At 58.8% G+C, this 25,717-nt stretch carries 22 protein-coding genes and 1 tRNA gene; 12 read left to right on the top strand and 11 right to left on the bottom strand.

All coding sequences use genetic code 11. The annotated features are described in order from the left end of the window. Positions 1 to 45: 45 nt before the first annotated feature. Entirely contained in the window at positions 46 to 840 is a 795-nt protein-coding gene (locus A3OQ_RS0120530) for an HAD family hydrolase (protein ID WP_020177328.1), read from the bottom strand. Between the two features lie 520 nt (positions 841 to 1,360). Between A3OQ_RS0120530 and A3OQ_RS25245 the strand changes: the two genes are divergently transcribed. From A3OQ_RS25245 to A3OQ_RS0120520, 3 genes are all read left to right on the top strand, one after another. Beyond that, positions 1,361 to 1,492, top strand: a complete 132-nt coding sequence (locus tag A3OQ_RS25245; RefSeq protein ID WP_280109804.1) for a hypothetical protein — start codon at positions 1,361 to 1,363, stop codon at positions 1,490 to 1,492. Positions 1,493 to 1,571: 79 nt separating this feature from the next. After that, positions 1,572 to 4,001: a phosphoketolase family protein gene (locus A3OQ_RS0120525; RefSeq protein ID WP_020177327.1), complete on the top strand. Its 2,430-nt coding sequence runs from the start codon at positions 1,572 to 1,574 to the stop codon at positions 3,999 to 4,001. Beyond that, the gene (locus tag A3OQ_RS0120520) at positions 3,998 to 4,321 is read left to right on the top strand and encodes a class I fructose-bisphosphate aldolase (RefSeq protein ID WP_020177326.1); all 324 of its coding nucleotides are present in this window, start codon (positions 3,998 to 4,000) and stop codon (positions 4,319 to 4,321) included. The genes A3OQ_RS0120525 and A3OQ_RS0120520 overlap by 4 nt, the downstream gene beginning before the upstream one ends. A 442-nt stretch (positions 4,322 to 4,763) precedes the next feature. Here the strand turns inward: A3OQ_RS0120520 and adhP are convergent, their stop codons facing one another. The 6 genes from adhP to A3OQ_RS23205 form a co-directional block, all read right to left on the bottom strand. Then, positions 4,764 to 5,861: an alcohol dehydrogenase AdhP gene (gene adhP / locus A3OQ_RS0120515; RefSeq protein WP_020177325.1), complete on the bottom strand. Its 1,098-nt coding sequence runs from the start codon at positions 5,859 to 5,861 to the stop codon at positions 4,764 to 4,766. Between the two features lie 52 nt (positions 5,862 to 5,913). Next, a complete protein-coding gene (locus A3OQ_RS0120510; protein ID WP_026596069.1) occupies positions 5,914 to 7,365 on the bottom strand; it encodes an NAD(P)(+) transhydrogenase (Re/Si-specific) subunit beta in 1,452 nt (483 codons plus the stop codon). Between the two features lie 9 nt (positions 7,366 to 7,374). After that, positions 7,375 to 7,728, bottom strand: coding sequence for an NAD(P) transhydrogenase subunit alpha part 2 (locus tag A3OQ_RS23210; RefSeq protein WP_020177323.1), 354 nt, complete (start codon positions 7,726 to 7,728; stop codon positions 7,375 to 7,377). A 16-nt stretch (positions 7,729 to 7,744) separates the two neighbouring features. Further along, complete coding sequence (locus tag A3OQ_RS0120500; RefSeq protein WP_020177322.1) at positions 7,745 to 8,917, bottom strand: NAD(P) transhydrogenase subunit alpha; 1,173 nt, start codon at positions 8,915 to 8,917, stop codon at positions 7,745 to 7,747. Between the two features lie 243 nt (positions 8,918 to 9,160). Further along, positions 9,161 to 10,543 carry an NAD-dependent succinate-semialdehyde dehydrogenase gene (locus A3OQ_RS0120495; RefSeq protein WP_026596068.1) on the bottom strand — a complete coding sequence of 461 codons (1,383 nt, stop codon included), beginning with the start codon at positions 10,541 to 10,543 and terminating at the stop codon, positions 9,161 to 9,163. A gap of 245 nt (positions 10,544 to 10,788) precedes the next feature. Then, a complete protein-coding gene (locus tag A3OQ_RS23205) occupies positions 10,789 to 11,439 on the bottom strand; it encodes a YfdX family protein (RefSeq protein WP_020177320.1) in 651 nt (216 codons plus the stop codon). A 664-nt stretch (positions 11,440 to 12,103) separates the two neighbouring features. Between A3OQ_RS23205 and gnd the strand changes: the two genes are divergently transcribed. The 7 genes from gnd to A3OQ_RS0120450 all read left to right on the top strand — a co-directional run bounded on the left by gnd (position 12,104) and on the right by A3OQ_RS0120450 (position 20,530). Next, positions 12,104 to 13,150 carry a phosphogluconate dehydrogenase (NAD(+)-dependent, decarboxylating) gene (gene gnd / locus A3OQ_RS0120480; protein ID WP_020177318.1) on the top strand — a complete coding sequence of 349 codons (1,047 nt, stop codon included), beginning with the start codon at positions 12,104 to 12,106 and terminating at the stop codon, positions 13,148 to 13,150. A 4-nt stretch (positions 13,151 to 13,154) separates the two neighbouring features. Next, positions 13,155 to 14,768, top strand: coding sequence for a glucose-6-phosphate dehydrogenase (gene zwf / locus A3OQ_RS0120475; protein ID WP_083931633.1), 1,614 nt, complete (start codon positions 13,155 to 13,157; stop codon positions 14,766 to 14,768). Continuing rightward, positions 14,765 to 15,640, top strand: coding sequence for a Cof-type HAD-IIB family hydrolase (locus A3OQ_RS0120470; RefSeq protein ID WP_026596066.1), 876 nt, complete (start codon positions 14,765 to 14,767; stop codon positions 15,638 to 15,640). The genes zwf and A3OQ_RS0120470 overlap by 4 nt, the downstream gene beginning before the upstream one ends. Continuing rightward, complete coding sequence (locus A3OQ_RS0120465; RefSeq protein ID WP_020177315.1) at positions 15,637 to 16,473, top strand: Cof-type HAD-IIB family hydrolase; 837 nt, start codon at positions 15,637 to 15,639, stop codon at positions 16,471 to 16,473. Before A3OQ_RS0120470 ends, A3OQ_RS0120465 begins: the two co-directional genes overlap by 4 nt. Beyond that, positions 16,470 to 17,846 (top strand): ribulose-phosphate 3-epimerase, encoded by a 1,377-nt coding sequence (gene rpe, locus A3OQ_RS25240; protein WP_020177314.1) that lies wholly within the window; start codon positions 16,470 to 16,472, stop codon positions 17,844 to 17,846. Before A3OQ_RS0120465 ends, rpe begins: the two co-directional genes overlap by 4 nt. After that, the gene (pgl, locus tag A3OQ_RS0120455) at positions 17,843 to 18,580 is read left to right on the top strand and encodes a 6-phosphogluconolactonase (RefSeq protein ID WP_020177313.1); all 738 of its coding nucleotides are present in this window, start codon (positions 17,843 to 17,845) and stop codon (positions 18,578 to 18,580) included. The genes rpe and pgl overlap by 4 nt, the downstream gene beginning before the upstream one ends. A gap of 135 nt (positions 18,581 to 18,715) precedes the next feature. Then, positions 18,716 to 20,530 (top strand): glycoside hydrolase family 15 protein, encoded by a 1,815-nt coding sequence (locus tag A3OQ_RS0120450; protein WP_020177312.1) that lies wholly within the window; start codon positions 18,716 to 18,718, stop codon positions 20,528 to 20,530. A gap of 213 nt (positions 20,531 to 20,743) precedes the next feature. Here A3OQ_RS0120450 and A3OQ_RS0120445 read toward each other — a convergent pair. Both A3OQ_RS0120445 and A3OQ_RS0120440 read right to left on the bottom strand, forming a co-directional pair. After that, positions 20,744 to 20,833: transfer RNA gene (locus tag A3OQ_RS0120445), tRNA-Ser, on the bottom strand. Positions 20,834 to 20,968: 135 nt separating this feature from the next. Continuing rightward, positions 20,969 to 21,700, bottom strand: coding sequence for a DUF6134 family protein (locus A3OQ_RS0120440; protein WP_152428550.1), 732 nt, complete (start codon positions 21,698 to 21,700; stop codon positions 20,969 to 20,971). Between the two features lie 276 nt (positions 21,701 to 21,976). Here A3OQ_RS0120440 and A3OQ_RS0120435 point away from each other — a divergent pair, with 276 nt between their 5' ends. After that, a complete protein-coding gene (locus A3OQ_RS0120435; RefSeq protein WP_020177310.1) occupies positions 21,977 to 22,888 on the top strand; it encodes an AEC family transporter in 912 nt (303 codons plus the stop codon). A 187-nt stretch (positions 22,889 to 23,075) separates the two neighbouring features. Here the strand turns inward: A3OQ_RS0120435 and gluQRS are convergent, their stop codons facing one another. Continuing rightward, positions 23,076 to 23,966, bottom strand: coding sequence for a tRNA glutamyl-Q(34) synthetase GluQRS (gene gluQRS, locus A3OQ_RS0120430; protein ID WP_020177309.1), 891 nt, complete (start codon positions 23,964 to 23,966; stop codon positions 23,076 to 23,078). Positions 23,967 to 24,140: 174 nt separating this feature from the next. Here gluQRS and A3OQ_RS0120425 point away from each other — a divergent pair, with 174 nt between their 5' ends. After that, positions 24,141 to 24,839 (top strand): alpha/beta hydrolase, encoded by a 699-nt coding sequence (locus tag A3OQ_RS0120425; protein ID WP_020177308.1) that lies wholly within the window; start codon positions 24,141 to 24,143, stop codon positions 24,837 to 24,839. A 67-nt stretch (positions 24,840 to 24,906) separates the two neighbouring features. Here A3OQ_RS0120425 and A3OQ_RS0120420 read toward each other — a convergent pair whose 3' ends face one another. Continuing rightward, the gene (locus A3OQ_RS0120420; protein ID WP_020177307.1) at positions 24,907 to 25,659 is read right to left on the bottom strand and encodes a class I SAM-dependent methyltransferase; all 753 of its coding nucleotides are present in this window, start codon (positions 25,657 to 25,659) and stop codon (positions 24,907 to 24,909) included. Positions 25,660 to 25,717: the final 58 nt, after the last annotated feature.

The following is a 25,717-nucleotide window of genomic DNA, read 5'->3' as shown; positions in this document are numbered from 1 at the left end:
GAGCGGGTTCCGATTGGATGAAACCTACAATCGATAAGAACTCGCTCAAGATCGAAGCACTGGGCCATTTTCAGGCACAAAGCCGGGGCGCACTTTTGCTGAAAATGCTCTAAGGGAGAGCCGCCCATCAGCCAGAGCATCAATGTCGATTTCGTCGAGAGTGGTCACCACCAAGGCTGCTCCTGCCGCCCGCAGTGGAACAGTGTCGCCGAGCCGTGCGACACCAAGAGCCGCCATGCCGCCCGCGCATGCCGCCTCAATGCCGGCGGTTGCGTCTTCGGCCACGAAGCAATGTTCCGGGGGCACCCGGAGCTCGGCGGCGGCAAGCAAGAAAATTTCGGGGTTGGGCTTGCCCTGCCGCAAATCGTGGCCGCAAACGTTCCCGCTGAAGACATCATGTAAGGTTTGGCCTGAATCCAGGCGGATCGCTTGCAGCATGCTGTTGGCGTTTTTCGAGGATGATGCGACAGCCATAGGCCAACCCAGCGCTTGCATCGCCTGAACCAAGCGGAGTGCGTCGGGGAAGGCGGCGACATGTCCGGCATGAATAAGCATCTCTAGCCGCTTTTGCTTGCGCTCGGCATAGGCGCCAGCCTGGCGCTCGGCGTCCGGCACATCGAGCGCCTCAAGGGCTGCCCGGGCACCGTCGAGACGTGGTTTGCCGGCCACATGGGCTTGGTACATAGCGGTGGTGAAGCGGTCCTGCTGATTGCTGGGCAATGCTTCCCGCCAAGCTCGCTCATGAGGGGACGCGAGCAGAACTCCATCGACGTCGAGAATCGCAGCGCGCAGCGTCCCTCGCTTTGAGTGGAGTTCCATCGATGAGTGGTTGAACTCCATATGTGCACCCTGTCAATGCTGCTGAAGCCGCTCGATGCCACAGGCGATATGATGTGCCGGCTCTCATGTGGTCCATCTGTTCTCCCAGCGTCAGCCTCGGAAATTACTCATCCCCTTTATTCAAAGCCATTAACGGAACCGCTCCGTCGACGACAATTGAGATTGCCGCGCGATGTTTAGGTCCGCGTGTGTCAGCCCACCGGGGGCGTTGAAGACGACGACATGACTATTACTCGTTCGGGCGGAAAGGTGATCGGCTCCGCTGGCGTTGGAACCCGTCGAAAACTTCCTAACGGCTCACCTCAGCGGAGCCATACGTTACCGACTCCGACTGGCAAAAGTGTGGGCGCTGGAGACCCAGAAAAATCTGCGCTGAGGGTTCGCCAAAGCGCACCCCATGCTTTCTCTATCGACTTTTGAGCCGACTAAGTAGTTTCCGATGCTGCCTCGTTGGATCGCCGCTGGGTATTGTCGCGTTAGCGCACATATGTCGTGGCCACCCAATGGATCGGGGTCTTCGATGGAAGCACGGTCAAACGGGGTACTGGTGCGCACTACTGAGAGCGGTCGCGCCGCGCTCGCCGAAGGCCTTGCCATTCAGAACTCGGTCTATCCGGACGTCGCCGATAGGACACCCCCTTATCGTCAGTGATTACATCGTCTCATGCTTGGATCTACCAGGCGACATGTAGCTGATCCCCAATCTACCGAGACACCAGGAGTTACGAAAAATGTCCGTACTCACTTCAACGCGCAAGTCTCGAAACCGAAACGGTGGCGATAGCGCCCCCGCCCAACGGGGACTGCTGAGTGCCGAAGAGTTACGCAAAACGAATGCCTATTGGCGGGCCGCCAACTATCTGTCTGTCGGGCAGATTTATCTCTACGACAATCCGCTTTTGCGCGAGCCGCTGAAGCTCGCCCATGTGAAGCCACTGGTGGTCGGGCACTGGGGCACGACGCCAGGCCAGAATTTCATCTACGTGCATTTGAATCGAGTCATCAAGAAATACGATCTTGATATGTTCTATATAGCCGGTCCGGGTCATGGCGGTCCGGCAATCGTGGGCAACGTCTATTTGGAAGGCAGCTGGAGCGACATCTATCCGGATGTCAGCCAGGACGAAGCCGGACTGAAAAAGCTGTTCAAGCAGTTCTCGTTTCCGGGTGGCATTTCCAGCCATGTCGCGCCCACGACGCCGGGGTCGATTCATGAAGGGGGTGAACTCGGGTATTCGCTCAGCCATGCGTTCGGAGCAGCGTTCGACAATCCTGGGCTCATCGTCGCCTGCGTCATCGGCGACGGCGAAGCGGAAACGGGCCCCTTGGCGACCGCGTGGCAGTCTAACAAGTTACTCGATCCGCTGACCGACGGAGCCGTGCTGCCGATCCTGCACCTCAATGGCTACAAAATCAGTAACCCGACTGTCCTCGCCCGCATCGAGCACGAGGAATTGGAGCAGTTTCTCCGAGGCTGCGGCTGGACGCCCTACTTTGTGGAAGGGGACGAGCCGGACAAAATGCATGAACTCATGGCTACCGTTCTGGAAAAGGCCATCGAAGACATAAGGCAGATTCAAAAGAACGCGCGGACTATAAACGCCGCCGCCCGACCGCGTTGGCCGATGATCGTCCTCAAATCACCCAAAGGCTGGACCGGACCGAAAGTTGTCGATGGCCTTAAAATCGAGGGCACGTTCCGCGCCCATCAAGTGCCGCTTTTGGTCGACGCCGCGCATCCAGACCATGTCGCGCTGCTCGAGGGCTGGATGAAAAGCTATAAGCCGGAAGAACTGTTTGACGAAGCGGGCCAGTTGATGCCGGAATTGGCCGAACTCGCGCCCAAGGGCGACCGGCGAATGGGCTCCAATCCGCACGCTAACGGCGGCATTCTGCTGCGCGATCTGCGCATGCCGGACTTCCACCTTCACGCCGTGAACGTGCCTTCACCAGGCTCCGTTGCCGCTCAAGATACGGTCGTTCTGGGGAAATTCCTGCGTGACGTGGTAAGCCTCAATCAGGATCAGCGTAATTTTCGTATCTTTGGCCCGGATGAGACACTTTCGAATCTTTTGGGTGCGGTGTTTGAAGCCACCAACCGTCAGTGGGACGCCAAGCAAGTCGATAATGACGAATTTCTTGCGCCGGACGGGCGCGTGCTTGACTCAATGCTCAGCGAGCATCAGTGCGAAGGATGGCTCGAAGGATATCTGCTGACTGGACGGCATGGGTTGTTCAACAGCTATGAGGCCTTCATTCGTATCATAGACTCGATGTTCAGCCAGCACGCTAAATGGTTGAAGGTCACGTTGGAGCTGCCCTGGCGCCGGAAGATCGCATCACTGAATTATCTGCTTGCCTCGCATGTTTGGCAGCAGGATCACAACGGCTTCACGCATCAAGACCCGGGTTTCCTTGATCACGTGATCAACAAGAAGGCCGATATCGTCCGCGTTTACCTGCCGCCAGATGCCAATTGTCTTCTCTCGGTCTTTGATCATTGCCTGCGCACCCGGCATTACGTCAATGTGGTGGTGGCCGGCAAACACGCCCTGCCGCAATGGTTGACCATGGATGCCGCCGTTGTCCATTGCACGGAGGGCATTGGCATCTGGCAATGGGCAAGCAACGACCAAGATGCCGAGCCGGACGTGGTGATGGCCTGCTGCGGAGACACGCCCACGCTCGAGATTCTGGCGGCTGTTTCCATTCTCCGCCAGCATCTGCCCAATCTGAAAATCCGGGTGATCAATGTCGTCGATCTGATGCGGCTGCAATCGGCAAGCGAGCACCCGCACGGCCTAACTGAAACCGATTACGATGCGCTTTTCACCAAAGATAAGCATATCGTCTTTGGCTTCCACGGCTATCCCTCGCTCGTCCACCGGCTGACCTATCGCCGAACCAACCGCAATCTTCACGTCAGGGGTTACAAGGAAGAGGGCACGATCACGACGGCCTTTGACATGAGGGTCCAGAACGACCTTGACCGGTTTCATCTCGTGCAAGACGTGATCGATCGGCTGCCGCATTTGGGCGCTCAAGGGGCCTATTTAAAGCAGATGGTTCGGGACAAGCTCATCGAGCATAAGCAATACATCGATAAGCACGGCGAAGACATGCCGGAAATCCGGGACTGGAAGTGGGGAAATCCCCAATGAATGCGCATGAGCTTGCAGAAACCGCGCGGGCGCTCGTCGCCGACGATAAGGGCCTGCTGGCGATGGATGAAAGCACGTCAACCTGCGACAAGCGATTTGCCAAATTGGGGATTCCTCAGACCGTGGAAGCCCGACGAGCCTATCGGGAATTGATTGGGACGACGCCAGGCCTTGCCGAAAGCATCAGCGGCGCGATCCTCTATGAAGAAACAATCCGCCAGCAGAAAAAAGACGGTACTCCTTTTATTAAAATCCTCACCGACGCGGGCATCATACCCGGCATCAAGGTTGATATGGGCGCAAAGGACATGGCGCACTGATCGCCGTTGGCTTCGAGCGGATTCTCAAAGGCTCTCCAACCGCCGCAGCCGGCGCGCTTGCCGCGCAAGGGGAAATCGAGAGTCGCGATGCCGTTGGCCTTGGCCTGTGTTTGGATTCCTGGGGACGGGGGTAGCTTTCTACGCCGCACAGCTCGTCAGGAGATCAAATTAGAACACAGTCACCACCTGGGCTGACGTACTAATGCGCTAGCGCAGGCATCGGCAGCTCATTTTGACGGGATGCCGGCGGTTGTCTAGTCGGCTACGAAAGTGCCGAGTGCCAGCAAGATCATCATGGCGAACGAGTTGGCGTTCGCGTTCAGCACGCCCTCTCGTCACCGATAGTAGTCACGGTGTCAATGAATCTGGCTCTCTATCCGGCTCGGCCCATCTCACGGCATCTCGTAAGATAGGCCGCTATTGCAGCAGCAGGCGTATCAGCCTAACCGGCAGTTACGGGTTGCTTTTGCTTGCCCGAAGCCGTCTTCGACTGATCGTCTTTTTTCTCGGCGCCGACAAAATCGAGGACCACGCGGCCTGCGACCTTGCGGTGCTCAAGCCGGTCGAAAATCGTGTTGATCGCCGACAGCGGCTGCAACTCGATATCGGCCTTGACCTTGCCCTCGGCGGCGAAGGACAGCGCCTCCGCCATATCCTCGCGGTTCCCGACGAAGGAACCGCGTATAGTGATGCAGTTTGCCACGACGTCGAACAGGGGAACGGGAAAATCCCCTGGCGGCAGCCCAACCAGGACGCAGGTGCCACGCTTGCGCGTCATCCCGACGCCCTGTTTGAAGGCGTTGAGCGACGGTGCAGTAATCAATACCCCATGCGCGCCGCCGTCGGTGCCTTTTATGACGGCTTCTTCAGGAGCGCCGTGCTTGGCATTCACCACGAGATCGGCGCCAAGCTTTTTGGCTAACGCAAGCTTGCCGTCATCGATGTCGACTGCGCAAACTTGCAGGCCCATGACCTTGGCATATTGAATGGCGAGGTGCCCGAGGCCGCCCGCGCCGGAAATGACGATCCACTCGCCAGCCTTCGCCTCGGTCTCCTTAATGCCCTTATAGGTGGTAATGCCGGCGCAGATGAGCGGCGCGGCCTGCTTGGGATCGAGACCGGCTGGTATGTGGGCCACGTAGTTCGGATCGGCGATAACGTACTCGGCAAAGCCGCCGTTCTTAGTATAGCCGCCGAACTCCGCCTTGGCGCAGACCGTCTCCCAGGCGGTTAAGCAATGCTCGCAATGACCGCAGGCCGAGTAGAGCCAGGGCACACCGACGCGGTCACCTTCCTTGACGATCGTGACGCCTGCGCCGATGGCGACGACACGGCCAATGGCCTCATGACCTGGAATGAACGGAAGCTTTGGTTTCAGCGGCCAGTCCCCGGTCGCGGCATGCAGATCCGTGTGACACACGCCACAGGCCTCGGTCTTGACAAGGATCTGGCCTGGGCCGGGTGTCGGGATATCGACCTCCATGACCACGAGCGGCTTGCCGAAATGCTCGACAAACGCAGCCTCCATCTTCTTTGCCATATGTCGCTCCTCCTGTTGTGTCTATGTATCGATTCAGCCGCGTGAGGACTGATCATGCAGCGGCTTTCGATAAACCGCGCACAGCTTCAATCATCGTCGTCAGCACGGCAGCGGCGTCGCCGTAGACCATGTTTGTATTGTCGGCGTAGAAAAGCGCGTTCACGATTCCCGCATAGCCTTTTCCCTGACCCCGCTTGACGACGTAAACCTGCTTGGCTTGGTCGGCGTTGAGGATCGGCATGCCGAAAATCGGCGAGCCTTTTTCGGTGCGTGCCGCGGGGTTCACCACGTCATTCGCGCCAATCACCAGCGCCACATCGGTCGTCTTGAATTCTTCGTTGATGTCGTCGAGCTGGAAGATGAGGTCATAGGGAACGCCGGCTTCAGCGAGCAAGACGTCCATCTGGCCCGGCATGCGTCCGGCGACCGGATGGATCGCGAATTTGACCGAGACGCCCGCAGCCTGAAGCAACTTTACGAATTCATAGAGCTTCTGCTGGGCCTGCGCCGCGGCCAGCCCATAGCCTGGGACGATAATGACGCTCTTGGCGTAGCGCATGAATATGCCGGCATCAGCTGCTTCAACCGGTTTCAGACTGCCTTTGATGTGGGCTGGCGCATGCTTCTGTGTCTCGCCAAAATTCGTGAACAGCACGTTTGCCACGGAACGGTTCATGGCCTTTGCCATGAGCAATGTCAGCAATGTGCCCGCGGCGCCGACCACCATGCCGGCGATCATCAAGGCCGGATTCTCCAGTACAAACCCTTCGAGTCCGACGGCGAGCCCTGTGGCTGCGTTATAGATCGAAATCACCACCGGCATATCCGCGCCACCGATCGGCAGCGTCATCAGAATGCCGTAGATCAACGCACATGCGAAGAATAGATAGATCAGCTGCGGTGTCGGCAGCACCTGACCGGCTGCACCCTGAACCACATAGATGAGATAACCGCCGACGGCGAACGTGCCGAGCAAGACCAAGAGATTGAAATAAAGCTGCCCGCTAACACGGAGAGGCTTCTTGATGACGCCTTGGAGTTTGGCCCACGCGACCAACGAACCTGACAGGGAAATCGCGCCAATCAATGCGCCAAGCAGCGTCACGACAAGCTGAGTTACGCCCGGCGTTTTGGCACTGAAGAGTTCAACCGCGGCGATCGCGCCGGCGGCACCGCCGCCCATACCATTATAAAGCGCAACCATCTGAGGCATGCCCGTCATCGGCACTTTCTTGCCGCCCCACCAGGCAATCCCGCCCCCGACGATGAGCGCGACAATGCCCAAGCCGACATTGACCATCAGGAAAGGCCTCGCAGCCGTGGTGACATCGAAGACGTAGAGGAAGCTTGCCAGGATCGCGACCAGCATTCCGATGCCTGCCACGAAGATTCCTGAAGGCGCCGTTACCGGCGACGACATGCGCTTGAGGCCATACATAAACAGGAACGCTGCCACGAGATCGGTGGTGCCGATGATGAGTTGGGCGATACTCGTCATAGTCATGTCAGCTCCTCAAACCATTTTGGAGTGATGGGCCTTGGCGCGGTGCGATTTCCGATGCGCGCCTGCGTGCCCGCTGGTTTGGAACATCGCCAGCATGCGACGGGTGACGGTGAAGCCGCCAGCGGCGTTGCCGGCGCCAAGCAGCACCGCGAAAAATCCGATGATCTGCTCTTCCACCGTGCTGGCGTTGAGTAGCGCGTACATTCCGCCAACAACGACGATGCCATGCACGAAATTGGAGCCCGACATCAGCGGCGTGTGCAGGATCGCCGGGACTCCCCCGATGATGACCCATCCCGCGAAGGCCGCGAGCATGAAGATGTAAATGGCGACAAAGCCAGCGATATGAATGGAAAAGTCCATGGAAGAATCCTCCGGCTCACGCCGCCTTTATGGGGGCCTTGGCTGCGGCCTTATCGGCAGCGTTGCTGGGATAGGCCTTATGCTCGCTCTCATCGCTGTGCATCTTGCCCCCATGGGTTAGAACCGTCTTGGCAAGCACTTCATCGTCCCAGTTCAGCGTGACGATGTTGTCTTTCATCATCAAAGCGAGCAGTGCCTCGATATTTTTCGCGTAAAGTTCGCTGGCGTCCTCGCCGAGGAGCGAGGGCACATTCAGCGGCGCGACGATCGTCACCCGACCGATTCGTATCGTCTCGCCCGGTTGTGTGTCCTCGCAATTGCCACCGCCCTCGGCCGAGAGATCGATGATAACGGCACCGGCCTTCATCCCCGCGACTTGCGCCTTGCTGATCAGCTTCGGCGAAGGACGGCCGGGTATGGCGGCGGTGGTGATGATCAGATCCGACTGCTGGATATGCTTGGTCAGCACAGCGTCGATCTTGATCTTCTCAGCTGCTGTGAGTTCGCGTGCATAGCCGCCCTTGCCGCGCGCATCGACGCCGGTCTCGACGAAAGTGCAGCCCAAAGAGGCGACCTGTTCCGCCGTCGCCGGACGCACGTCATAACCCTCGACGACAGCGCCAAGACGGTGCGCCGTTGCGACCGCCTCCAAGCCTGCCACGCCGAGCCCCATCACAAGCACTTTAGCCGGCCCTATGGCACCAGCCGCCGAGGTGATCTTCGGCAACACGCGGGCCAGATGTGTCGCACCGAGCTGCACGGCGTAATAACCAGCCAGGGCCGATTGACTGGACAACGCGTCCATAGCCTGCGCCCGCGTGATGCGCGGAATTCGCTCCATGGCAAAGCAGGTGATCTTCTTATCCAGAAGACGCTTCACCAGCGCCGGTTCCTTATCCGCATAGATGAAGCAGATAAGGATCGCACCCGCCTTCATCGCATCTATGACCTCCAGCGCGGGCGGCTGCACGCCGAGAACCACGTCGGCGTCGCTGACCAAGGCGTGACGATCATCTGTGAACACAACATCGCTAAATGCGGAATCGGCCAAGCTGATCGCATCTCCCGCGCCCGACTGCATATGCAACTTGGCACCTAGCTTAACCAGCTTGGGCGCCACGGAGGGAACGAGAGCGACGCGGCGCTCGCGCGGCTGCGTTTCCTTTAGGATGGCGATGTTGACGTACATGCCTCGCTCCATTTTGTGAAAGATGCCGTTCGATAGGACGGACTGGCCAGAGAGCACCGCCGCGAGCGATGAGGCATTTCGGGGAAGGGAACGCCTCATCGTCGCGGCGGTTGGCACGAAAGCAGCCGTGCCAATCGATTGTGCTAGAGCGCAATTGCCTTAAGTTGAATCATGATCGCGCTTTACGCACCTGTTCAAACGCATGGTCTATTCCAAAAAGTCTGCGATTTTTTGGATCATGCTCTAAAGCGGCGCTTCCGCCGCTACGTAGCGAACCAGCTTTTTGTTTACGAATTCCTGGATGCCCATGTCGCCAAGTTCGCGCCCGTAACCAGAGTCCTTGATGCCGCCGAACGGCAATTCAGCATCGGACCAGGAGATGTTGTTGATGAACATCATGCCCGTTTCGACGCGGCTGGCCACGCGCCGGCCATGGGCAATATCCTTGGTGAAGACGGAGCCGCCCAATCCGAAATCGGAATCGTTGGCAAGCGCGATCGCTGCGTCTTCGTCTTTGACCCGAAAGAACAACGCGACCGGGCCAAAGAATTCCTCTCTAAAGGCCGGGTTGTTGGGCTTGATGTCGGTCAGGATTGTCGGCTGCATATATGATCCTGGACGATCGACACGCTTGCCGCCCATGACCACTTTAGCGCCATGCGAGACCGCACCGTCGACTTGCTTCAAAAGATCGACCAAGGCCGATTCCGAGGATAACGGACCCAATGTCGTCTTCTCGTCCAGCGGATCTCCGGGTTTCAGTGCCGCAAGCGCCGCCTGAAACTTCTCCAGGAACTTGTCGGCGAGTTTTTCGACGACGATGAACCTCTTTGCGGCGCAGCAGGTCTGGCCCGTATTGTACATCCGTCCCCAGACGGCCCATTTGATCGTGTGTTCGAGATCGGCATCTTCGAGGACAATGAACGCGTCGCTGCCGCCGAGCTCCATCGACGACGGCTTGAGGTTCTTTCCGGCACGTGCCGCGATGCTCCTGCCAGCCGCGACGCTGCCAGTGAGTGCCACACCTTTTATTCGCGGGTCATCGACGACACGATCCGACTGATTGTGCGAGATCAAAAGATTAGTATATAGCCCGACAGGCGCTCCGGCCTCGATCAAAAGCTTCTCGAAGGCGATTGCGCATTGCGGCACGATGCCTGCGTGCTTCACCAGCACGACATTGCCCGCCATCAAATGCGGACCGGCAACCCGGGCAAGCTGGTAATAGGGAAAGTTCCAGGGCTCTACACAAAAGATCACGCCGATGGGGCTGCTCTCCATATGGCCTTCGCCGAGCGTCGGATGGAGCTTCACCGGCGCCAGGAAGCGCTCGGCGTTCTTGGCATAGTAAGCGAGGATATTCGAACTGAACTCCACCTCTCCCCGGGCTTCGCTGATGCGCTTTCCCATCTCAAGCGTCATCGTATGCGCGAACTCGTCTGCCTTCGCATGCAGGATCTCGGAAGCTTTGGCCACGATGATGGCCCGCGCGGCATAGGTCTTGTGCCGCCAGGTCTCGTAACAAGCGGCTGCGGTTGCGAGCTTGCTTTCAAGTTCCTTGTCAGTCAGCTCCTTGAACGTCTTCAGAGTCTTGCCGTCGGCAGGGTTGACACTTTGGTATGTCATGGCTTCGTCCTCATGAATTTTGTGGGGCAGGAGCAAGAGATGTCGTCGCGACTGTCACTAAGCCTTCACCATCACCCTATCGAGATCGCGAACTTTCATCGCTGACATCGCCCTTGGCGTGAGTTCAGATAGTGGGCCGCGCGCGGCTTCATCAGACGACGTGCAGTCGGCCGGCCTTCAGCTCAAGCCGATCTGCGGGCGTCGGGATTGGCTCGATCAAAAAGCGACGCGGGCTAGAATGTGGTTCAGTGCTTTGCTGGGGCCATCTGGTCAAGTTGCTTTGAACCCGCCGCGGAAGGGGCTTCAGGTACGTCGATGCCGGCAACTGCGAAGCGCTCGCTTTCCTGCACTTGCCGTAACAACTGGCTTCCTTCGTAATATTTGCCGTCGTTGATCAACTCGGCGGCTTGATGCACGTCCTTGATGGTCTGTTCGACAGGAACAACAGCCAAGGTAATGTCCACGTCCATGCCCGCGAGCTTCAGTTTTTCCAAAGCGCCTTTGCGGTCGCCGCTCTTGAGGCTTTTATTAGCATCGGCGACTGCCGCCGTCTTGGTTGTGTCAGCCGTATAGTCTTCGTTGATTGTAATTGCGCCATTGACCGGCAACCACGCGATCGGCTTTTTCATCGCGTCCGCGGATGACGCAGATCTGCCTGTGTCGGTGGCTTGATAACTCTGGCTATGGGTGGACTTGAGGTCGGCTTCCGCCTTGGTGAAAACCGTATCGTCGGTCTTCGCCTTACCAAAGGCTTTGTCAGCCTCGCTGACGAATTTCTTGGCGTCTTCAACGCGGCCATCGAAGATAGCGATACGGGCCGACGTCAGATCCTGAAAAGCGCGCGAGCCTTCATGAGAGAGCTTACCAAAGTCCTTGTCAGCCGGCGTTTCTTTCATCGTCCGATCCGGAGTTTGCGGGCTTGCAGCCCAAACTCCGCCGGCCGTTAGAAGTGTCGTGGCCATTAACGCTGCCACTAAAGCCCTCTTATTGTGTATCATCGCCGGTTTTCCTCTCGTAGCATGCCGCGCTATTCTTCGCAGGTATTGGACCGCGGTGGCACTCTCAATAATCGTCAGACTTTGAGCGGCGTTTTGATGACCTTGTCAAAAGGCGCAGGCCACGCCGCTATCGAAGTCAAAACATATTGCACCGAGGGTTGCCGCGCCATTGTCGGAAATTACCTAGGCCGCCTGCTAGCGTTGCCGTGGTCGACCGAAGCGTCCCCGAAAAATCAATTAAATTTTCGAGTCGTTAAAGTCTGAGTAGTTTCCGAGGCTACGGACCGGAGCGCCGACCCCTATAATCTTTCAGAAAAGATTGGTCTGCCATCAACTTGACGGCAGCCGTTATGATTTTACGCAAGTTTGCAAGTTGCTGGCAGGATGGAAAGTAGCAGTTGCCCAGTTAAAGGACCCGCTTAGAAATCGTGATGTGAGGTTGGAACGGTGTGAATCGTGGCCACACAACAAAGTGTTCATGAGACTTTGATGCGCGCTTAAACCGGCGGCCGAGTCGTGCGTTCTCAAGAGTGCCGTTGTCATAATGAGAGGGAGCGAAGCAATGCGGATTGGCATGATCGGACTTGGCAAAATGGGCGGCAACATGTCTCGCCGTCTGATGAAAGCAGGACATCAGTGCGTCGTGTTCGCGCGCAGTGCCAAGACGCGCAACGCGCTGGCGAAGGACGGCGCCACAGCCGCGGCATCGCTGGAGGACGTGGTAAAGAGGCTCAGCGAAAAGCCGCGTGTCGTTTGGCTGATGTTGCCCGCCGGACAAACCACTGAAGAGACGGTCGAGCATCTTAGCAGCTTATTGGAGCCGGATGACATCATCATCGACGGTGGCAATTCGTTCTACAAAGACGACATCCGCCGCGCGAAAAAATTGGCCGAGAAGCACATTCGCTACATCGATTGCGGCACGTCCGGCGGCGTCTGGGGAATCGAGCGTGGCTATTGCATGATGATCGGCGGCCCAAAATCTGCTGTCGATCTGCTCGATCCGATCTTCGCGGCGCTCGCGCCGGGCTTAGGCGATATTCCGCGTACACCGGACCGGCCGGCCGGCGATACTCGTGCCGAGCGCGGCTACATTCATGCAGGCCCGTCCGGTGCCGGGCACTTCGTCAAGATGGTGCATAACGGCATCGAATACGGAATGATGCAGGCCTATGCCGAGGGATTCGATATCCTGCGCAACAAGGACTCGAAGGATCTGGCCGAAGACGAACGCTTCACGCTGAACATGCCGGATATCGCCGAGGTTTGGAGGCGCGGTAGCGTCATCTCTTCCTGGCTGCTTGATCTCAGCGCGGCCGCACTGGCGAAGGATCCTCAGTTGAAGGAATTTTCCGGCTTCGTCCAGGATTCCGGAGAGGGCCGCTGGACAGTTGAGGCTGCCATCGAGGAAGCGGTTCCGGCAGATGTGCTCTCCTCGGCGCTCTACGCAAGGTTCCGCTCGCGGCAGGAGCACACATTTGGAGAAAAAATACTCTCGGCCATGCGCTTCGGCTTCGGCGGCCACCTCGAGGGTCAAGAACCCATTGATCCCCAGCCTAAGCCAAAGGAATTGCCAGGGCATCCGGCAGCACAGCACGCCGCCGAGTAGACGCATGTCCAACAAACAGCCGAACCGGATACCTTCCGCCGCTCAGGTGGTTGAGTTGCCACCACAGCGTCTAGCCGAGCCGGCCGATCCTTGCGCCATGGTGATTTTCGGAGCCACCGGAGACCTGACCAAGCGCCTGGTGATGCCTGCGCTCTACAATCTCTCGCACACCAAGGTGCTGCCAGAGCAATTCGTGCTGATCGGCGTAGCCCGGGCGGCGGGAACAGCCGAAAGCTGGCGCGACCACCTTTACGACACGCTGAAAACCTATGTCGGCAATGGGGCGACGGAGTTCGACGTCGCCTCCATTGACGAGGCAGCATGGAAGCGGCTTGCGGAAAGAATGGTCTATGTCCAAGGCGACCTAACAAAGCCTGAGCTCTACGAGAAGCTTCGCGATGCTCTCGGAGAGGCTGAAAAAAACCATGGCACAAAGGGCAATGCCATCTTCTATCTCGCAGTCGCCGATCAGCTTTTCGGCACGGTGGTGGAGCAACTAGGCAAGACAAAACTCACCGATCAAAACGATCAAAATGGAAAGGATCGGTTCTGGCGCCGCGTTGTGATCGAGAAGCCGTTCGGCCATAGCTTGGCCTCGGCGCGCCAACTGAATGCCCGCGTCCAACGCACGCTGCACGAGGACCAGATCTTCCGTATCGACCATTTTCTCGGAAAGGATACGGTTCAAAGCATCATGGCCTTCCGCTTTGCCAATGGGCTGTTCGAGCCTATCTGGAATCGCGACCGGATCGATCACGTGCAGATCACCGCGGCGGAGACGGTCGGGGTGGAACAGCGCGGCGATTTCTATGAGGCGACAGGCGCTCTGCGCGACATGGTGCCAAATCACCTTTTCACACTGCTTTCGATGGTGGCCATGGAGCCGCCGACGAGCTTCGATGCCGCTTCGATCCGCACGAAGAAGGCCGAGGTGCTTGCCGCCATCCCTGCCGTCAAGCCGGTACATGCCGTGCGCGGTCAGTACGGAGCCGGCAAAATGCTGGGCGAGTCGGTGAAAGCCTATCGGCAAGAAGCGAACGTCGCGCCAGACTCAAACGTCGAGACCTTCGTCGCGATGCAGCTTGAGATCGATAATTGGCGCTGGGCAGGCGTGCCGTTTTACGTCCGTACGGGCAAGCACATGTCACGACGGATGACCGAAATCGCGATCCGCTTCAAGCAAGCGCCCTATACCGCATTTCAGGACACCGCAGTTGATGCATTGCGGCCCAACTGGCTGGTTCTGCGTATCGCCCCTGACGAAGGGATTTCTCTCGAATTCGAGGTCAAGCGGCCAGGGCCCATAGTGGATCTCGCCGCGGTCAAAATGGACTTCCGTTACGACGACTGGTTCGCGAAGGAACCCAATGTCGGCTACGAGACGCTGCTCTACGACGTCATGATCGGCGACCCGACCTTGTTCATGCGCGCCGACATGGTGGAGCAGACTTGGCGTATCGTACAGCCGGTTCTCGATTCGTGGGCGGAGGACCGCGCTGCAGAAACGCCGATCTATCAAGCGGGAAGCTCGGGACCGAGCAAAGCGGAGGCCCTTTTGGAGCGTGATGGCCGGCGCTGGCGCCCCGTCGATGGCAGTACGGATGGAAAGCCCTCGTGACTCCATTGCCGCGAATTCCCTCATCGAAAATATCGGCGCTTGTCTCGGATGTCGATGGAACGCTGGTAACTGACGACAAGGTTTTGACCGCGCGTGCCCAGACGGCCGTAGCTGAACTCCACGCCTGCGGAATCATTTTTGCCGTCATCAGCAGCCGGCCACCACGCGGTCTGCGCATGCTGCTTGAGCCCTTGGGAATCACGACACCGGTGTGCGGCTTCAATGGCGGCGTCATAGCGTCGCCCGAACTATCGGTAATTATCGAGCACGTGCTTTCACCCGAGGCTGCGCGGCGCACCGTCGACCTGCTCGGCACGCAAGATGTCCAGGTCTGGGTTTTTAGCGGACAGGATTGGCTGCTGCGCGACCCCGATGGGCCCTATGTTGGGCATGAGGAGCATACAATCGGATTTCGCCCGACAATGGTCGAAGATTTCGGGCGCAGCCTCGATGCCGCCGACAAGATCGTCGGTGTCAGCAAGGCCTTTGAGAGTCTCGCACAGCATGAGCGCGATGTTCGCACCGCGCTTGCCGGTCAAGCCTCCGTCGTGCGTTCGCAACCATACTATCTCGATATAACCCATCCGCTCGCCAATAAGGGCGTCGCCTTATCGGAACTCGCGAGGCTGGTGGCTGTTCCTCTCGCTGAGATCGCTGTCATCGGCGATGGCGGCAATGATGTCGCAATGTTCGAGAGAAGCGGCTTGAGCATCGCCATGGGCAATGCCAGTCCAGAGGTGCGGCAAGCCGCTGATTTCGTGACGGGCAGCAACCATGACGATGGGTTCGCCCATGCCATCCAGCGATTCATCCTCGGCGGCGACCGTTTGAATGCGCAACGTGGAATCGCTCGATCGGGAACCAACGCATGATAAAGCCCACGCACGCTGCATCGAAAATCTCGCTCGTATTGGCTGACGTCGACGGCACTCTTCTTACCACGGAGAAAATTCTGACGCCCAGCGCCGCGGAGGCCGTGAAGGCCTTGAAGGCAGCCGGAATCGATTTTGCGATTACCAGCGGCAGGCCGCCTCGCGGTATGGCGATGTTGATTGCTCCATTGGCGCTGCGGACGCCGATCGCCGGTTTTAACGGCGGTGTCTTCGTCAATCCAGATCTGTCGGTGATCGCCAGCCACACGCTGGATCTCGCGGCGGCGAAAGAGACTCTCTGGATGTTTCTCGATCGCGGACTGGATGCCTGGGTCTACACCTCGGACGAGTGGTTGATTCGTAACCCCGACGCTCCGCATGTGGCGCGCGAAGCGTGGACGGTGAAGTTCGACGCGCAGGTTGTGCCCGCTTTCACCGATGCGCAATTGGCATGCGCGGTGAAAATCGTCGGCGTCTCAGACGACCGAGATCTGCTCGCTGCCTGCGAGACCGCGGCGCAGAAGGCCCTGGGCAAGAAGGCAAGCGCGGAGCGTTCGCAGCCCTATTATCTCGACGTGACCCACTCACAAGCCAATAAGGGAGAAGTCGTTGCGACTTTGTCCAAACTCCTGAACATTCCAGCCGAAGAGATCGCGACGATCGGCGACATGCCGAATGACGTTCTCATGTTCCGCAAAGGCGGCATCTCCATCGCCATGGGCAATGCCAGCGACGAGGTGAAGGCACAAGCGAGCGCGGTTACCGCCAGCAACGAGGACGAGGGCTTCGCCAAAGCGATGCAAAAATTCGTTCTGAACGCGGTTGACGCATGATGCGACGCGATCGCCAAACTCAGCCTGCGTGGTCGCCAGCCCTCGCGCATAAAATCGCCGAACCAGTGATTGCCATTGTCATGGGCGTTTCGGGATCCGGTAAAACCACGGTTTCGGTCTTGCTGGCGGCGGCACTCGGTAGTCATTTTCAGGAGGGCGACGACCTGCACCCCGCCGCGAACATCGAGAAAATGCATAGCGGCAAGCCATTGACCGATGCCGACCGGCTGCCCTGGCTACGGAAGATTGCCGAGATGATCGATGGCTGGCGCGCGCGCGGCGAATCCGGCGTTCTCACCTGCTCGGCGCTGAAGCGGTCCTATCGGGACATCATCATCGGTGACCGGCATGGGGTGACGCTGGTCTATCTTAAGGGATCCTACGATCTTATCCGACGTCGCATGATCGCGAGGCAAGAGCATTTCATGCCGGTGGCGCTACTCGACAGCCAGTTTGCGACGCTGGAGGAGCCCGGACAGGACGAAGATCCGATCACCGTCGATGTCGACGGCCAGCCAGCCGAGATTGTTGCCAGGATTGTCGATCAGATAAAGGCGCGGCAAAGCGGGAGACCTCAAGAGACGGCATCGCGGGCGGAAGCATCGTCGGCAGGAGAGGCTATCGTTGGCCGCTTCCACCGCAACGCGTTGAGCGTTGGAGCATCCATCGCCAATATGCCGCTGCAAAGGCGAATTATCATCGCACCGTCGATCCTGGCTGCGGATTTTGGGCATCTCGCCGACGAGATTCGGGCCGTCGATATGGCGGGTGCCGACTGGATTCATGTCGATGTCATGGATGGTCGCTTTGTTCCGAATATCAGCTTCGGGCCGGTGATCGTCGAAGCGGTACGGCGCTACACGCGCAAGCCTCTCAACGTGCATCTGATGATCGTAGAGCCGGAGCGCTATCTCGCGGCCTTTGCCAAGGCCGGCGCCGATCATCTTCTCGTCCACGCGGAACCCTCAGCGACGACCCATCTTCATTCCCTCCTTTCGCAGATCCATGCCCTCGGCAAGAAGGCCGGCGTCGTGCTCGACCCGGCGAGCCCGATCGAGCGGATTGAATCGGTCCTCCATCTCTGCGACATCGTTCTTGTCATGACGGTCAAGCCGGGCTTCTGCGGTCAGAAATTCCTGCCCGAGATGCTGCCGAAGATCCGCCATTTGCGCCAGCTCTGCCAAGAGCGAGGCCTTGATCCCTTCATCGAGGTCGACGGCGGAGAGAATTGCGAAAGCGCTGCGCGGGTGGTCGAGGCGGGCGCGAATGTCATTGTCGCGGGATCTGCGATCTTTGGATCGCATGATTATTCCGCCGCGATTGCCGGGCTTCGCGGATCTCAGCTTCCGGCAGTAACGAGGGGCCTGCGATGATCGAAACATCCGGTGCCATACTGGAAGTTCTCGCTAATCCGGAGGCCTTGGCGCGCTGGGTTGCGGGCTGGATAACCGAAATGGCGACCGCGAAGCAGGGCGTTTTCGCCATCGCTTTGTCCGGCGGCTCGACCCCTCGACCGATCTACGAACATCTGGCTGCCCAACCCTATCGCGATGCCTTTCCCTGGTCGCGAACGCATTGGTTCTGGGGCGACGAGCGATTCGTGCCTCATGATGACCCGCTCAGCAATTATCGCATGGCACGAGAGGCGCTGCTATCGCGCGCGCCAGTCCCCGCCGCCAACATTCATTCCATCCCGACAGGCGGGGGCAATCCTGAAGCAGCGGCGCTTGCTTATGAGCGCGAGCTTAAATCCTTCTACGGTGCCGAACGCCTCGATCCGGATAGGCCGTTGTTCGATGTCAACCTGCTTGGGCTTGGACCTGATGGGCATACCGCGTCATTGTTTCCGGGCAATGCCGTGCTCGCCGAGCACGATCGGTGGGTTGCCGCTGTCGTTGGCGCAAAGCCGGAAGCGCGTATCACGCTGACCTATCCAGCGCTTGAGAGCACTCGAAGCGCGGCCTTCATAGTCGCGGGCAAAGACAAGCTGGATATCTTCGCCCGGTTCCGCAGCGGCGACGAGACTCTGCCCGCCGCACGCCTTCGGCCCACGGGCACCTTGTACTTATTTACCGATGTGGCGGCGGCGGGAGAGACGGTGCCATAACAATCGCCGTTGTTGAGCCAGAACGGCCTAATAGGCGGCTGTCGGAAAGGAAACTCTCCGTGAGCAGATGCATGGTTCGCATGGCACTGAGTTTTGAGTCGATCGACACGCGTTTATGGCGTCGGAAGGACTGTCATGCCGTCAAAGATCGAAGATTATGCGCTACTGGGGGATTGCGAGACGGCCGCCTTGGTCGGGCTCGACGGCTCTGTCGACTGGCTATGCTGGCCCCGCTTCGACAGCGGCGCTTGCTTCGCGGCGTTGCTTGGCGGCCCCGAAAACGGGCGCTGGATCATCGCGCCGCGTAAAGCTGTCAAGCGCATCATGCGCCGGTATCGGGACGATACACTTATCCTCGAAACGGACATAGAAACCGCCGAGGGTGAGGTAACGCTGATCGAATTCATGCCGCCGCGCGGTAAGGCATCGGATCTGGTGCGGCTTGTCCTGGGAAAGCGCGGCAAAGTCACCATGCGGACGGAATTGATTATCCGGTTCGATTATGGATCCGTGGTGCCATGGGTGACTCAGCGCAAAGATCGGACGCTTTGCGCTGTGTCGGGGCCGGATATGGTTGTCCTGCGGACGTCGATGCTTCTACGCGGTGAAGGCCGGAAAACCATCGGCGAGTTTACTGTGTCAGCCGGCGATACCGTCTCTTTCGTCCTGACCTATGGACCATCCTATCTCCCAGTTCCCGCCCCAATTGATCCAATGGCGGCGTTGGCCGACACGGAAGCATTTTGGCGAGACTGGTCGAGCCGCTTTCACGGAGCCGGCGACTGGTCGGCGCCGGTTCTTCGCTCGCTTATCACGTTAAAGGCTCTCACCTATCGCCCAACCGGCGGTATGGTGGCCGCCGCCACGACATCTCTGCCCGAATTGTTTGGTGGGGAGCGGAATTGGGATTATCGATTCTGCTGGCTTCGCGACGCGACATTTACACTCTACGCGCTCATCGGCGCGGGATTTCTTGACGAGGCGAAAGCTTGGCGCGATTGGCTGTTGCGCGCGATTGCAGGCAGTCCGGAAGACCTACGGATCATGTATGGCGTGGCCGGCGAACGCCGACTGCCGGAATACGAAGTACCGTCGCTACGAGGTTATGAAGGTGCGGGCCCGGTCCGGATTGGCAACGCCGCCGCGGAGCAGCTTCAACTCGATGTCTATGGAGAGGTTCTCGACGCTTTTTATGTGGGCCGTGCCGCGGGCCTCCCCGCCGAGGCAGCGACCTGGGCGCTTGAATGCGCCCTCCTCAGACATCTTGAGACCATCTGGAATCAGCCGGATGATGGGCTCTGGGAGGTTCGCGGTGGCCGCAGGCATTTCACACATTCCAAGGTCATGGCCTGGGTTGCCTTTGACCGTGCCGTGCGCTCGGTCGAAGAATTTGGTTTGAGCGGCCCAGTCGACCACTGGCGCATGATTCGTAACTCAATTCATAAGCAGGTCTGCGAACGGGGATTTGATCCGGCGCAGAACGCCTTCGTCCAATCCTATGGCGTGACCGCGCTTGACGCCAGTCTGCTGTTGATACCAATGGTGGGCTTTCTGCCTGCAACCGATCCGCGCGTGCGCGGAACGGTGGCAGCCATTGAGCGCAATTTAATGAGCAACGGCTTTGTCCGCCGATATGACACGCAAAAAGGGACTGACGGGCTTCCGCCAGGAGAAGGTGCGTTTTTAGCGTGCAGTTTCTGGCTCGCGGATAACTATGTACTGCAGGGACGCCACGCCGATGCCCTTGAATTGTTTAATCGGCTATTGCCTTTGAGAAACGACGTCGGTCTGCTTGCTGAAGAATATGATGCGTCAGCCAAGCGGCAGTCTGGCAATTTTCCGCAGGCATTCTCGCATCTCGCCCTGATCAATACGGCCCATAACCTTTTAAGCGCCCGGGGACCAGCGCATCAACGCGCCGCCAGTGGCGAGGTGATGAAGGCGAATTGAAACGACGGGTGAATAACACGGGGAGTCTTGCACCCTGGTCAGAAATCAATTTGAAGAAACAGCGGATTTGTTTCGCAGTGAGTTTATTTATGGATGCCATAGTGGCACTCCCCTTGGCCGACCTTCTGCGACCTCGGTGGAGCTAAAGATACAATAAAATCAATGACAAGTCGACTTATACCGACCCTGCGCGACCATTTGAAAATCGATTTGTGGCGGAGAGGGGGGGATTCGAACCCCCGATAGGCTTGCACCTATGCCGCATTTCGAGTGCGGTACATTCAACCACTCTGCCACCTCTCCAGAAGAATAGGCCGAGACGATCGGCTATTCAGGGGGCGGCGACGAAATATCATGGCGGTCCCGCGCATACAAGTGGGGTGCAAAAGGCGGTGCGGCCTTGGCGTCCTCTCTGGAGCATCAGCCCAAGATGGGGCTCTAGTGCTTGGCTGATGCAGGCGCTGCGTTTTTGCCAGCCTTCTTTGCCGGAGCCGGCGCAGCGGTGTCGTCAGCTGGCAGCGAGGCCACCTGAGTGAGGTCGGAATCGATGACCGAATGATCGGAGCCCAACAGTTTCAGCCGCACCAAAGTGTCGCCATCGTACCAGACGTCGCGGCTGAGGTCGCCTGAGATCTTATAATGGCGGGCTTGGCGCTGTGCGTCGTGCACGGTGATTTTTTCGTCGCCGAGATCTTTGATCTGCACGGCAAGCCTTTTGCCATTTTGCGGATCGAAAAGCTCTTTTTGCTGGTCGAAGCTTCTGTCCCAGAAGCTCGCGGGACGCAAAGTCAGCGGCGCTTCTATGTGCTTTCCATCGGCCAGGATATCGAGCTTGTCGGTTCCGGGCGTAGCTGTCACTTTATGTTTCGTGCCATTGTCGTTCGTCTCGGAATTGAAAGAGACGAGCTGCCCGGTCTTCCAGACTTCGGTCGAGTCGTGGTCGAAGCGGTAGGCTTCGATGAACATCACCTTGACCAGGATCTTGGTGCCGATCTTCACTTGCGTCGTGTCGCCGCGGCGCTCGACATCGACCGTATTGACCCCGATCGTGCTGCCTTCGCGAATGATATCATACGATTGATGCGTCTTTGTCGCCGCCGGAGGCGTTTCGGCGGCAGCGGGACAAAGCGGCAGCGCCAAAAGCGCGAGGCCTAGTCCTGCTTTTCTCATGTTCGCATCCCTCCAGAGCGTGATCCCAAAAAGTTGCAGACTTTTTGGATAAGATCACGCGTCAAAATAAAAGATTAGAACGTGACGACGATCCAACCTAAAGCAATCCCGTTCTAACGAAGCGACCGCGCCAGTCGGATGCCCTTAAAAAGCGACCGTTTTAGGACGGCTCTCCCTTTCGGCTGTGAGCTCGGGCTTGCCTGTAGCTGAATCAAGGGCGATGGTCCGGCCAGGCCACGCGGCCCATAATATCCTTAGCTGTCTCAGGCTCTTGCTTTGCTCGATATTCTCCTTCCCGTATTCGGATTGGTCGCGGTTGGTTATTTTGCCGCATGGTTCGGGCTTTTGAACCCGGAGGCCGATGCGCGCCTCTCGGATTTCGTCTTCATCATCTGCCTGCCTATTTTGATCTTCAAAACCGTCGCCACGGCGGTGCTGCCCGACGTGCAGCCATGGGGCTATTGGATTTCCTATTTTCTCGGAGTCGCCATCGTTTGGGCGATCGCCTCATGGGCCGGAAAACGCTGGTTTCGGTGCGGCCAAACCGAATCCGTCGTCGCCGGCTTCGCGTCGGGACAATCGAATACGATCTTCATCGGAATTCCGCTCATCCTCAAAGCCTATGGCGATGCGGCGAACGTGCCTTTGTTCCTGCTCATCGCGATCCATTTGCCGGTGACGATGACGGTTGCCGCCATTTTGATGGAACGCGGCAATGGTGTTTCCATCAAGACCTTGCTCCGGCGCCTGATCCTCAATCCGATCGTGCAAGGCCTGCTCATCGGCGTCGCCTGGCGGGTGATCGGTCTGCCTTTCGGCGGGCCTTTCAAAACCGTCGCAGATGATCTCGCCGGCGCCGGAGTGACCTGCGCGCTTTTTGCGATGGGGCTGTCGCTCTATCGTTATAATCTCCTCGGGGATCTGAAGCTTGCGAGCCTCATTACGGTTTTGAAGATCGTCGCGCATCCGAGCCTCGTATGGCTCTTCGCCTTCGAGATTTTTCCAATGCCGACGGTCTGGTCCGGTGTCGCCGTGCTCTTCGCGGCCATGCCGACCGGCGTCAATTCCTATCTTCTGGCCGAGCGAAGTCAGGCGGGCGTCGCCGCCGTGTCGAGTGCGATTGCGATGTCGACCTGCCTCTCGCTTTTCACCTCGGCCTTTTGGCTTTGGGCGTTAAACGTAGCGTAAGCATCATTGGCAGATTTTTCTGCGGGATGATGCGGAGGGATGTTCTGGGGGCAGGGCTCAATTAAAGCGCAGCCCGCCGTCATTGCGAGCGTAGCGAAGCAATCCAGGGCTGCAGCCCAGCTTTTGCTCCTGGATTGCTTCGGAGCGTCGCGCCTCGCAATGGAGGCTGAACAACAGAGTCCGATCCCTAAACCCGGGTGGCCACTTTCGGCAGGCCGAGCTTGCGATAAATATCGGCGGGCGTCAGCCCCTCCTGGCGCAAAGCGCGCAGGGACTTCGCGTCGCGGCTCTTCGAGAGTTTGCGGCCGGCTTCGTCCAGCACGAGATCATGGTGGCGATAGGTCGGGGCCGGCAGCACGAGCAAGTCCTGCAACAGCCGGTGCAGGCTTGTCGCCATGAAAAGGTCTTTGCCGCGCACGACATCGCTGACGCCCGCAAGCGCATCGTCGATGACGACGGCGATATGATAACTGACCATGATATCCTTGCGCGAAAGGACGGCGTCGCCCCAAAACTCCGGACGGGCGGGGATAACCTGTTCCGTGCCGGCGACATCGCACTCCCGCCATGTCAACGGCGCCTTGACCGCGCGGATCGCTTTTTCCATGTCGAGGCGTTGCGCCGGATGCTGTCCGGCTGCGAGCTTGTCGCGCCGATTGGCATTCGACAGAGGCTTGCATGTGCCGGGGTAAAGCGGCGCGTCATCAGGGTCGCGCGGCCAATCGGGCTTCGCGCTGATCGCCCGCAGAATATCGCCGCGCGTGCAAAAGCAGGAATAGAGCAGATCCTGCGCGGCGAGCCGGTCGAGCGCCTTGGCATAATCCAGAAAATGTTCGGATTGGCGGCGCACCGGCTCTTCCCAGGTCAGGCCGAGCCAGGCCAGATCCTCGTAAATGGCCTGTTCGAATTCGGGCCGGCACCGGGCGACATCAATATTCTCGATGCGCAGAAGAAAGCGGCCGCCGCAGGCTTGCGCCATCTGATAATTCAAAATCGCCGAATAGGCATGGCCGAGGTGCAAATAGCCGTTCGGCGAAGGCGCGAAGCGAAAGACCTGCGGCGTATGGGACCTTGTCATGCGCCTTTTTACCACAGCTTGATGGGTGCGATCATCCGGCCGAAAGAATGAGCCCTAACTTGCGCGTGCTTTCGCGCGGCGGAGGAGTTATGAGAAGGCGCTCGCGCGTCGCAGCTTGACCTTAAGGCCTGATGGCGGCGCGCCAAACCAGAGTCCCACCTTCCGGATTTTCAAATGGCGTCCACACTCGATGGTCCGCGGATTTCGGCCAAAAATCTCACGGCCAAACAGCTTGTCGTTTTTCTGCACGGCTATGGGGCCGACGGCAAAGATCTGATCGCGATCGGCAAGCAATGGCAGAATATGATGCCGGATGCGGCTTTCGTCGCGCCGAACGCGCCGGAGATCTGTGCCCAATCGCCGATGGGGCGGCAATGGTTCAAGCTCGAAACCTTCGAGCCGGAAGAGCAATGGCAGGGCGTGACGCAAGCGGGCCCGCTTCTCGACGCCTTTCTCGACGACGAATTAAAGCGCTATGGGCTTGATGATTCGCGCCTGCTTCTGGTCGGCTTCAGCCAGGGAACCATGCTGGCGCTTCATGTCGGCTTGCGGCGCGCCAAGGCGCCGGCCGGCATTCTCGGTTTTTCGGGGGCCATCGTCGGACCGGAGTTTCTGAGTGAAGCCATAGCGAAGACGCCGGCCGGCCGGCCGCCGCCGATCCTCCTGGTTCACGGTAATCAAGACGAGATGATTCCAGTCGAAGCCCTGTTCCTGTCGGCCGAAGAATTGGCGAAGGCCGGGATTCCTTGCGAGTGGCATCTTTCACCTGGCCTCGGTCATAATATCGATGCCGGCGGTCTCACGCATGGCGGCTTGTTTGCCTGCAAATCCTTGAAGATCGAAATCCCGAAAGAGGCGTGGCTGCGGAGATAGGGGCGTTTCAAGGCGCTCATGCTTCGAGACGGGTCCTGCGGACGCTCCTCGGCACGAGGACGACGGTCTAATCGTCTCCAACTCGAACCAAGGGCGCAATCACGTTCGGCCGGAACACCGGTGCCCATCTCTGCTGCGCCCTTTCGAGCCGCCGCTGCATGATCGGACGATAAAGCTGTTTCATCGCTTCGATGATGATGATGCCGGCGCCGGGCAGGGACAAAAACGCGCCGACCCTCTCGATCGCGAGCGTCGAGCGCAACAGCATCCGCCCCTTGAACGGCGGCGCGTAAAGCGCTTCGGTCCAATGCGTCGGCGAGAACCAGGTCTCGCGCATCAATTGATGCAATTGGCTGCGCGAATAGGGCTGGCCATGGCCGAAGGGCGTCGTGTCGAGCCGCGCCCATAGGCCGGAACGGCTCGGCGTGACGATGAGCACCCGGCCGCCCGGCGTCAGGATGCGCCAGATTTCGGCCAGAAGCTCATGCGGATGTTCGGTGCCTTCGAGCGCATGGACGACGAGCACGCGATCGATGCAGGCGTCGGGCAGGGGCATCATATGGGTCTCGACCAGCGCCGAGGACGAGAGGCCCGAAGACGGCCAGTTCACGACGCCTTGCTCCGCCGGCATGAAGGCCAGCACGCGCAACGCCTCGGGCTTGTAGACGCCGAGATAGGGCGTGGCATAGCCGATGCCGACGACCGACAGGCCGGCGCAATTCGAAAACCGCTGCCGCAGAATGCGTCCGACGAGACGCCGGGTCACTTCGCCCAGGGGCGAATGGTAGAAGGACCTGAGATCGACGACGTCGAGCGGCATGAAGACCCTTTCCGAGCGGGTCTGATGGCTCTAAATCATGGTTTCGAAAGGCGAAAGG

The organism is Methyloferula stellata AR4 (assembly GCF_000385335.1).
GTDB lineage: Bacteria > Pseudomonadota > Alphaproteobacteria > Rhizobiales > Beijerinckiaceae > Methyloferula > Methyloferula stellata.
Note: the sequence above shows the minus strand (reverse complement) of the source record. Positions and strands in the feature narration are given on the sequence as shown.

Excerpts from the sequence above, each read along its gene's own strand:
- A3OQ_RS25245 (WP_280109804.1), top strand. The coding sequence starts at position 1,361 with ATGGAAGCACGGTCAAACGGGGTACTGGTGCGCACTACTGAGAGCGGT.
- A3OQ_RS0120530 (WP_020177328.1), bottom strand. The coding sequence starts at position 840 with ATGGAGTTCAACCACTCATCGATGGAACTCCACTCAAAGCGAGGGACG.
- A3OQ_RS0120440 (WP_152428550.1), bottom strand. The coding sequence starts at position 21,700 with ATGAGAAAAGCAGGACTAGGCCTCGCGCTTTTGGCGCTGCCGCTTTGT.
- gnd (WP_020177318.1), top strand. The coding sequence starts at position 12,104 with ATGCGGATTGGCATGATCGGACTTGGCAAAATGGGCGGCAACATGTCT.
- A3OQ_RS23205 (WP_020177320.1), bottom strand. The coding sequence starts at position 11,439 with ATGAAAGAAACGCCGGCTGACAAGGACTTTGGTAAGCTCTCTCATGAA.
- rpe (WP_020177314.1), top strand. The coding sequence starts at position 16,470 with ATGATGCGACGCGATCGCCAAACTCAGCCTGCGTGGTCGCCAGCCCTC.
- A3OQ_RS0120495 (WP_026596068.1), bottom strand. The coding sequence starts at position 10,543 with ATGACATACCAAAGTGTCAACCCTGCCGACGGCAAGACTCTGAAGACG.
- A3OQ_RS23210 (WP_020177323.1), bottom strand. The coding sequence starts at position 7,728 with ATGGACTTTTCCATTCATATCGCTGGCTTTGTCGCCATTTACATCTTC.
- zwf (WP_083931633.1), top strand. The coding sequence starts at position 13,155 with ATGTCCAACAAACAGCCGAACCGGATACCTTCCGCCGCTCAGGTGGTT.
- A3OQ_RS0120450 (WP_020177312.1), top strand. The coding sequence starts at position 18,716 with ATGCCGTCAAAGATCGAAGATTATGCGCTACTGGGGGATTGCGAGACG.
- A3OQ_RS0120425 (WP_020177308.1), top strand. The coding sequence starts at position 24,141 with ATGGCGTCCACACTCGATGGTCCGCGGATTTCGGCCAAAAATCTCACG.
- A3OQ_RS0120465 (WP_020177315.1), top strand. The coding sequence starts at position 15,637 with ATGATAAAGCCCACGCACGCTGCATCGAAAATCTCGCTCGTATTGGCT.
- A3OQ_RS0120420 (WP_020177307.1), bottom strand. The coding sequence starts at position 25,659 with ATGCCGCTCGACGTCGTCGATCTCAGGTCCTTCTACCATTCGCCCCTG.
- A3OQ_RS0120510 (WP_026596069.1), bottom strand. The coding sequence starts at position 7,365 with ATGACTATGACGAGTATCGCCCAACTCATCATCGGCACCACCGATCTC.
- A3OQ_RS0120500 (WP_020177322.1), bottom strand. The coding sequence starts at position 8,917 with ATGTACGTCAACATCGCCATCCTAAAGGAAACGCAGCCGCGCGAGCGC.
- A3OQ_RS0120525 (WP_020177327.1), top strand. The coding sequence starts at position 1,572 with ATGTCCGTACTCACTTCAACGCGCAAGTCTCGAAACCGAAACGGTGGC.
- gluQRS (WP_020177309.1), bottom strand. The coding sequence starts at position 23,966 with ATGACAAGGTCCCATACGCCGCAGGTCTTTCGCTTCGCGCCTTCGCCG.
- adhP (WP_020177325.1), bottom strand. The coding sequence starts at position 5,861 with ATGGCAAAGAAGATGGAGGCTGCGTTTGTCGAGCATTTCGGCAAGCCG.
- pgl (WP_020177313.1), top strand. The coding sequence starts at position 17,843 with ATGATCGAAACATCCGGTGCCATACTGGAAGTTCTCGCTAATCCGGAG.
- A3OQ_RS0120520 (WP_020177326.1), top strand. The coding sequence starts at position 3,998 with ATGAATGCGCATGAGCTTGCAGAAACCGCGCGGGCGCTCGTCGCCGAC.